Annotated in this window: 10 protein-coding genes; all 10 read right to left on the bottom strand. The window is 44.4% G+C overall.

All coding sequences use genetic code 11. From position 1 onward, the window contains the following. Window positions 1–45: 45 nt before the first annotated feature. A complete protein-coding gene (locus QYB97_RS24510) occupies window positions 46–723 on the bottom strand; it encodes a zinc metallopeptidase (protein WP_301168628.1) in 678 nt (225 codons plus the stop codon). Between the two features lie 71 nt (window positions 724–794). Further along, window positions 795–1595: a sporulation protein YpjB gene (locus QYB97_RS24505; protein ID WP_301168627.1), complete on the bottom strand. Its 801-nt coding sequence runs from the start codon at window positions 1593–1595 to the stop codon at window positions 795–797. Window positions 1596–1655: 60 nt separating this feature from the next. Further along, window positions 1656–2240 (bottom strand): lipoprotein heptaprenylglyceryl N-acetyltransferase LhaT, encoded by a 585-nt coding sequence (lhaT, locus tag QYB97_RS24500; RefSeq protein ID WP_301168626.1) that lies wholly within the window; start codon window positions 2238–2240, stop codon window positions 1656–1658. A gap of 67 nt (window positions 2241–2307) precedes the next feature. Further along, on the bottom strand, window positions 2308–3066 hold the full coding sequence (locus QYB97_RS24495) for a menaquinol-cytochrome c reductase cytochrome b/c subunit (protein ID WP_301168625.1): 759 nt from the start codon (window positions 3064–3066) through the stop codon (window positions 2308–2310). A 139-nt stretch (window positions 3067–3205) separates the two neighbouring features. Continuing rightward, complete coding sequence (qcrB, locus tag QYB97_RS24490) at window positions 3206–3877, bottom strand: menaquinol-cytochrome c reductase cytochrome b subunit (protein WP_061970636.1); 672 nt, start codon at window positions 3875–3877, stop codon at window positions 3206–3208. Between the two features lie 3 nt (window positions 3878–3880). After that, window positions 3881–4384, bottom strand: coding sequence for a Rieske (2Fe-2S) protein (locus QYB97_RS24485; protein ID WP_301168624.1), 504 nt, complete (start codon window positions 4382–4384; stop codon window positions 3881–3883). 133 nt (window positions 4385–4517) lie between these two features. Further along, the gene (locus QYB97_RS24480; protein ID WP_301168623.1) at window positions 4518–4979 is read right to left on the bottom strand and encodes a YpiF family protein; all 462 of its coding nucleotides are present in this window, start codon (window positions 4977–4979) and stop codon (window positions 4518–4520) included. Between the two features lie 91 nt (window positions 4980–5070). Continuing rightward, a complete protein-coding gene (locus QYB97_RS24475; RefSeq protein ID WP_301168622.1) occupies window positions 5071–5607 on the bottom strand; it encodes a ReoY family proteolytic degradation factor in 537 nt (178 codons plus the stop codon). A gap of 93 nt (window positions 5608–5700) precedes the next feature. Continuing rightward, window positions 5701–6960, bottom strand: a complete 1260-nt coding sequence (locus QYB97_RS24470; RefSeq protein WP_301168621.1) for a tetratricopeptide repeat protein — start codon at window positions 6958–6960, stop codon at window positions 5701–5703. 322 nt (window positions 6961–7282) lie between these two features. Then, window positions 7283–8395, bottom strand: a complete 1113-nt coding sequence (hisC, locus tag QYB97_RS24465) for a histidinol-phosphate transaminase (protein WP_301168620.1) — start codon at window positions 8393–8395, stop codon at window positions 7283–7285. Between the last annotated feature and the right edge of the window lie 11 nt (window positions 8396–8406).

Here is an 8406-nt window from a genome sequence, read left to right as displayed (position 1 = left end):
CAATAGATACAAAAAAACCTCCGCGGTCAGCGGAGGTTTTCCTAATTAATCATCATTATTCATGCCGACGAACATGAGCACAAAGCGCAGAAGTTCGAGGACAGCAACGAGTGCGGCAGCCACATAGGTTAGTGCAGCGGCATTCAGCACTTTTCTTGCCTGGCGTTCTTCGTTGTTCCGAATCATGCCAGTGGATACAATCTGATCCATAGCCCGGCTGCTGGCGTTAAATTCGACCGGCAGTGTCACAAGCTGGAACAGCACTGCAGCGGCCATAAAAACAATACCGACCAACAGCAGGTTTGCGGAAGCCAGAAGCATACCTCCTAAAATCAAAAGGTACGAAAAGTTTGATCCGAGATTTGCGACTGGAACCAGTGCATGTCTGAAGCGAAGCGGCGCATAGCTTTCTTTGTCCTGAATGGCGTGGCCGACTTCATGGGCAGCAACCGCGGAACCGGCAATTGAATGGCCGTAATAATTTTCTTCCGATAAGCGGACCACTTTGGTGCGCGGATCATAGTGGTCGGACAGCCGGCCGCCGATTGGCTCGACCGCAACATTGTACAACCCGTTTTGGTCCAATATTTCACGGGCGACTTCAGCTCCCGTTTTTCCTGTAGAGTTTTCAACTTTTGAATATTTGTTGTAGGTGCTTTTCACTTTCATTTGTGCCCAAAGTGGGATAATCAACAAAAGCGCGAAGTAGATGAGAAAAGACATTTATGGCATTCCTCCACTTAAATTTATACTTTAATTGTATTAATGTATAGCCCCTGTGTCAATTAGAATGCTCATTCCTCCGGCTTTTCCACTGCCTTAACACTTTCTGTCTCTGCTTTGTATTTTCTCCATCCGACATAAAATAATGTAGAAAAAATAATGCCGCCGATTGAAAAAATCAGCCAAAATAATGAAGGATCGGAAGAATCTTCTTTTGCATCAAACAACTTTTCGAAGTCTTTTTGAATCGATGTCAGTTTTTCCCTGCTTTCCTTTGCCGAAATCATATTTGTCCTTGTTCCTTCAATATATTGCACGTCCCCGTCCACCTGGTCAAAAACTGCCTCGGTCACATCCATACTGACAGCGGGGCGTATCATGTTATAATTGGCCAGAAATTCGTTTGCGGCCTCCTGGAATGATTGATCTTCCCTTTTTTTCAGAGACAGCTGCATCGCTTTGATTGGATTCATAATCTGATACTCGGTCTGTTTCCACAGTGGCTGATGGTCTGAAACCAAGGCGTCCATAAGAAGCCGAACACCGGTAAGGGTGCTGATTTTCACATCACGGGATTCCTCTGCCCTGCCAAGGGTTTCTATCGTGTTTTCCATGGTCATGTCCACCATCCGGATCTTGTCATCCGCAAGATCACTTTTCGCCACATCCTTGCCAAATTGGGATGACATATAGAAGAGAACCTCACTTGCTTCTTTATACCGTTCTTCCTTGGCAAGCTCGAGCGCTTTATCAGACAATCGGGTTACATTGTCAAAGTCCGGGTGTTGATCACTGCCAGCAGCATGAACATCTGCCGGCATTAATAGCAGAAAAGCGCTTAACGCTGCAGCGGTTTTTCGTTTTCTTCCCATTCTTGTCCCTCCCATACCGGGTATAACCCATCATATGAGAAAACGGACAAGGATAGACCTCTATTTGCCGCTCGGCTGCACCTCACGGGTGAGTACATAAACAAGCGAAACTGAAATGGCGCTCAGCCAGAATGTCAGGTAGCCGATCAGCTGCATATGGTCGGCCAGTATATCGTAACGGGGCATCATTCCATAAACATAATCTATGATTTCATTATGGAACACCCACAGAGCGGCAACCGCCATATGACGCAGCTTGATCTTATAATATGAGGTGTACAGAAGTCCTTCAATAGCCATCCCCAAATGCGAAAAAATCAGCATATAGCTTTCCCAGTACAGCGGTGGAGCCACCACGCCCCCTGCTATATTCATCCCTACTGCCCATATTCCATATTTAAATAAGCTTACAGCAGCCAGTGCTTCCATATACGGAATATTTTTTCCAAACAGAAAAGCAATAAGGACAAAGACAAAGAACAGGCTTGCAGTCGGACTGTCGGGCACAAAAAGAACAAATTTCAGAGGGGTTGCTGCCAATTGGTCTTTGTACCAGTAGTATCCGTAAGCTGTCCCGAGAATATTGACAATCAGCAAACAGGTTAAAAACCACCTTTGCTTCAGGATTCCGTAAAGATAAATCATTTCTTTTCTCCTAACATGCTGAATGATGTAAAAAAAGCCGACTATAGAAGCCAGCTTTTTTTCATTACTATTTTTCCAGTTTGGATATAAAAGTAGCCAATTTCTTTAAATCTTCTTCATTGCCCTTGTAAGCGTTGGCAGGCATTGCGCCTCGGCCTTCTTTGGCAATTTTCATAATATCCTCAGGCTTGAGTCCGGTTCCGATCAGGGATGGACCTGTTCCGCCGGACAATTCCGAGCCGTGACACCCTACACATGACTGACTTTTAAAGACTTGGTAGCCAGGATCATTTTTATCAATGTTGGTCTCCACGATTTTCCCTTGCTCTTTTGCTTTTTCCCAGTCATGGGTAACAACCGACTCCCACGTCAGGTATGTAACGGAAATGAGAGCAATAAGCATTAACCCTGTTGCAACTGGACGTCTTGAAGGTCGCCGTTCCGGTCCTCTGTCGAGCCACGGGGCAAGCAGCAATGCTCCAAACGCAAGACCAGGAATAACTATCGTACCGATCAATACATAATCACCGGCAGCATACTTGTATTTCAATAGCTGGTACAAGAAAAGGAAATACCAGTCTGGAAGCGGGATATACCCGGCATCCGTCGGATCTGCCTTACGTTCCAGCGGAGATTCGTGCGAAATGGTTAAGATTAAATACCCTATTAAAAAGACGGCACCTACCATCCATTCTTTCAAAAGGAAGTTTGGCCAGAATGCTTCTGTCTTTCCGGGATACTCTGAATAATCTTTTGGAATGTTCGGCTTGCGCTCTGCAGGCACACGCGAGTCACCTACAAATCTCATTCCTTTGCCTCGATGCATCTTTCTCCCTCCCTTTTCGTAGCGTTTAGAAGCTCTGTATCATCAGCAGAAGCTTTTATCCGCCAGCATCCTCTCTTTTTTAGCCAAAAGAGCGGTTTCAGACTGAATTTGAAAAATAAAGATAATTAAAAAAACAATTTTACAGCGGTCCGGAGATCCCCTGTTTACGAATCATGATAAAGTGGGCACCCATCAGCGCTAAAAGTGCAGCCGGCAGGAAGAAAACATGTATGGCGAAGAAACGTGTGAGCGTCTGTGCTCCGATGATTTCTCCTCCAGCAAGGAAGGTCTTGGCAATCGGCCCAATAACGGGAATCGTTTCAGCGATTTGAATCCCTACCTTCGTTGCGAACAGCGCTTTCATATCCCATGGCAGCAAGTACCCTGTGAAACCAAGTCCAAGCATAACGAAAAAGATCAATACTCCTACTACCCAGTTCAATTCACGAGGCTTCTTATATGCTCCCTGGAAGAATACGCGTAAAGTATGTAAAAACATCATAACAATTACCAAGCTGGCTCCCCAGTGATGCATTCCCCTAACAATGACACCGAATGCCACTTGATTCTGCAGATAATACACAGATTCCCAGGCATTTACAATATCCGGAACATAATACATGGTCAAGAACATTCCAGACAGGATCTGGATGACGGTAATAAAAAACGTCAATCCTCCAAAACAATAAACAAACGCGGAAAAATGATGGGCGGGATTCACGTGCTCAGGCACTTCATGGTCAGCCACATCTCGCCAGAGCGGCGTAATATCCAAACGCTCGTCCACCCAGTCGTAAATCTTTTGCAGCACTGATTACGCCCCCTTTCGTGGTTTTGCCTTTCCTAGATACAATTTTCCATCTTTTACCTGGCTGTCATACACATCGAGAGGCGCAAGAGGCGGTGTACCTTTAATATTCGTTCCGTCTTTCTCATAACGGCCTCCGTGGCAAGGACAATAAAACTGGCTCGGATGGGCAGGATCAGTATTCCAGTCAATCGTGCATCCCAAATGCTTACAAACTGGTGAAAGCGCTATTAATTCGCCTTTACTGTTTTTGTAAACCCATGCGGATTGGGTCACCTCTGATTCATACCAGCCGTCTTTCTGCTTGATTTTGAAGTTAAAGCGCTTTGGTTCCTTGCCGATTTTGCTGACTTCCGTAACCGCTACCATATCCTGGCTCGCACCCTTTTCAAGAATGGGGTCGATGGCAAAACGCACCATGGGCATCAGCATTCCTGCAGCCATGAATCCTCCAACTCCGGTTAATGTGTAATTCAAAAACTGGCGCCTGGAGATATCTTCCTTAGACATTTCGTTTCCCCCCCTTGCTGTAAATAACGTCCATCCGGACAATTGGTTTACACACATATTACTAGGACATTAACATGATAGCGTAAGTTGACTTTTACTGTCAATATGAACCTGATTCTCCAATGCCTGCTTTTTAGCTTTCTTGCCATTTATGCAAAATAACCTGAAACAGCTGTTTCACCTGTTCTTTTACAATCTCCTCCCGGTAATCCTCGTCCATTGTCTCCATCGGAATGACAGGCAGCCATAAAAGAGTCTCCCCAAGCTCCTGCTCCCTTTTTTTCCACTGGGAATCACTCGTCAGAAAATAGACATGGCGAAGTCCTTCAGCTTTCAGTTCCTTCACCCATGAATGCAGCCGAAGCATCAGGGTTTCACTGTCTTCCTCCATCAAGTACGTGAACGGAGGCAAAAGAAACAGGCGTCCGTGAAGCTGCCGCTCGGTCTCCTCTCCGATCAGCGTGGAATAATCCGCCATGCTGGCGCTTGTCCTCATGGAAGAACCGAACGACAAAGGAAGAAGAGGAATGATGGCAGTATCCACAAACTCTTTTGACTGCTGGTAAACGGTAATATTTCCTGAACTCCATTTCATTTGCGAAACTCCTTTTGTATGTAGGTAATGTCGTTGTATTCATCATCGTATCAGAAAATAAAAAATAAAGCCCTCCTTTTTTGAAAGAGGGCTACAATTTTCTTAGTTCTTCCGTAAGTTCTTGAAATGTTACTTCATCTTTTTGGTCCAGTGCCTGATCAATCTTCACCAATATTTTTTGTCTTTTAAACTGGGAAACCGATTGATCCAATATAAGTTCTGCCCAGAGACCGTATTTGCGGTCGGTTACCATATTATCAGGCAGGTGGGGATTTTCCTCCAGCACAGAGGCATATTCCGGTGTAAGTCTTGAAGAGTTGAAGTTAAGTTCAATAAAAATATCTTCTTCCTGGTTCAGGCGAATGTCGTGGAATGATTTTTCAGCATCGGTCGTCAGCACATTTTGCTTGTAAAAACGAAATGGTACACCATCCGTGCATTGAGCTGACATAATAATGGCTTTAGGGCAATATTCGGCTTTTTCTACAAAGTGAACCTTTTCCATGAGCTGGTCGTCACTGACAAGGTAGTTTAACAACCAGACGCACTCACGTTTTTTTAATTGATAATGATTTAAAAACCATTTAATAAAATCCTTTTTTTCTAGGACAGAAACGGTGCTGCTCATCGTGATCCCCCCATCATTCCTAACCAAAGTATATTACTTTAGTATATTCTTGGCCTGCTCGATAAATCCTTCTTGCAGGAAAGATTATTTGTATTAAAATTCCTCAAGCCTGCTGATGATTTCTTCCAGATGATTAAGGTTTGGATTTAATGACAAGGCGTGCTTCAGAACTGCGGATGCCTTTTCAGGTTCTCCTTCCTCAATCAGAAACATTCCGTATTCCTCTAAGAAAACTTCATGGTTTTTAAAATAGGGATAGGCTGATTCATACTGCTGCCGGGCAGCATCAAATTCTTCGGCTTCTTTGTAGGCAAAGGCAAGATCCCACGCCATCTCAGGCGTTTCATCTCCCTGCTCCTTGACATGCGTAAGGAGTTCAATGATATCATCAAACCGCTCTTCTTTCTTCAGCTGCGAAGACAGGTGAAGAACAGCTTCTGCATTGGAAGGGTTCAGTGCAATAACGTCTCTTGCAAACCGCTCGCCTTCATCCTTGCTGCCCATCCTGTACAGAAGCTTTGCAGCGCGGACTTTCAGGTCTTCATTGAATTCATCCTTGGCAATCCCTTCCCGGACAGCCTCCAGGGCTTCATCCAGGGCACCTTCTTCCTCATATGCTGAGGAGAGCAGGGGATAAAGGGTAGTGTAATCCGGATCAAGCTCTTTTAATTCCGTGAGGGCACTGATTGCCGTTTTAAATTCACCTGTTTTAAAAGCTGTCATGCCATATCCGAACAAGCTGTGCAATTCTTTTTTAACGTCGAGACCTTTTTTATAATATTCCAGCGCTTCTTCGAACTTGCCTCCCCTGCTAAGCGATTCGGCAAGCCTTAAATAAAGATCACCTTCCGGAAGGGTGTTTGCAATCGGTTCTGCTTCTTGAAAGAAGGCAGCGGCTTTCAGGAAATCACCACGTTCCAAATAAAGTTCACCGAGCGCAAAGGCAAGAACCGGTTCCTCCGGATTGCTCTTCCTTGCTTTCAGCAGCTTTTGCTCTGCCACTTCGTGAAGACCCTGCATGAAGTAAAGGTCAGCCTGCAGAAGAAGGGATTGAACATAAGAGTCGTCATAGGCACTGATTTGCCCCAATATTTCCAGGGCTTCATCTTCTTTTTCCATTTCAATGAGGAGTTCAGCAGCAAAGATGGTAAGGTCCCCTTCATCCGGATAGAGTGCTCTCAGCTGGGTAACAATCTTTATTGCTTCATCAAGATGGCCCCAATTTTCATAAAGCCGGGCAATATCATACAAAGTTTGATGATCGGCTTCTTTTCTTAATAATTCAACTAGCTGAATGCCCTCCTGAACATGTCCCATTTCAACAAGGGTAACGGCTTCCTGTAACTTTTCCACTGGCAAAAACTCCTTCTCTCACTACAATCATTCTATACGATTATTATACATGAGAGTAAGGGTTCACTTCAAAAGGTACGTTTGGCTAACCCACCTTCTATAGACAGGCTATGAGTTCCCTTGCAAAGTTATGATTGCCATTCAATAAAAAAATCCCCGACCATGAAAGCGCTGTCAGGGAAAACAATAATATGGATAGGAGTGGAGAGAAACCATATTAGTTATAGTATAGCAGGTACATGATAAAAATCAACCATGTTTTTCGAAAATTTTGAATTCAACAAAAAAGAAGCCGAAATTCGGCTTCTTCCCTGCAGTAATCTTAAACTGTTTCCTTTTTTATCCCTGCTGCAGTTTCGAGATATTTTTCCAAATGGCTGATAATTTCTTTGTTTTGAATCTCATCGCCCACCGTAATTCTCAAGCTTGTAGGAAAGCCGAGCGCTGCTCCTGAGCGTACGATATAGCCTCTCTCCAGCAGATGCTGAAACAGAATATTGGCATCTACCTTAAAATCAATCAAAATAAAATTGCCCTGTGACGGATAATAGGACAGTCCATTTTTCTCGCAGAAGTCGTAATACTGCTTAAGTCCTTTTCTGTTCTTGTCCAGACAATCTTCAAGAAAATTCTTGTCTTTAATGGCCGCACGGGCAGCTGCCTGGGCAATTCTCGAAGTGTTGAACGGCTCTCTGGCGGGTTCTATGGCGCGAATAATGCGTTCATCCGCTATCCCATAGCCGATTCTAAGCGCAGCAAGACCATAGGCTTTTGAAAAAGTCCGCATGATTACAAGGTTAGGATATTGCGAGAGGTAAGGAATAGTTTCAGGATAATCCTCTGCCACCACGTATTCATAATACGCTTCATCACTTACGACGAGAACATGCTCAGGCACCTTTGCCATAAAGGATTCAAAAGCGTTTTGGCTGATATAATGCCCTGTCGGATTGTTTGGAGAGCAGAGCCAGACAATTTTCGTGTTTTCATCAATGGCTCCGAGCATGCCTTTAAGATCATGCTCACCGTTAATGAGCGGTATTTCACGTATTTCTGCCCCTTCAATCACCGCGTTGTGCTTATATTGTGGAAAGGTATGTTCCGCCATCACCGTATTGGTGCCTTCACGCAAATAACTTCGTGAGAGTATCTGCAAAACTTCATCCGTACCGTTGCCGAAAATGAGGTTTTCTTTTTTGACACCCAAAAAATCAGAAAGCTCATCTCTCAGTTCTGCACTGTAGCCATCGGGATACAGTCCAAGATTAGCAGTTTCGGCAATAATGGCATCCCTGACAGACGGGGAGCTGCCATATGGGTTTTCGTTTGACGCCAATTTGGTAATTTTGGTCAGGCCGTATTCCCGTTTTACTTCTTCAATTGGTTTTCCAGGTTGATAGGGTGTTAAATTCTGCAGTTGTTTTTTCGCCTCCACAAAGACCCTTC

Source organism: Fictibacillus fluitans, from assembly GCF_030418125.1.
Taxonomy (GTDB): Bacteria; Bacillota; Bacilli; order Bacillales; family Fictibacillaceae; genus Fictibacillus_C; species Fictibacillus_C fluitans.
The sequence above is the reverse complement of the archived record's forward strand: the minus strand, read 5'-3'. Positions and strand labels throughout refer to the sequence as shown.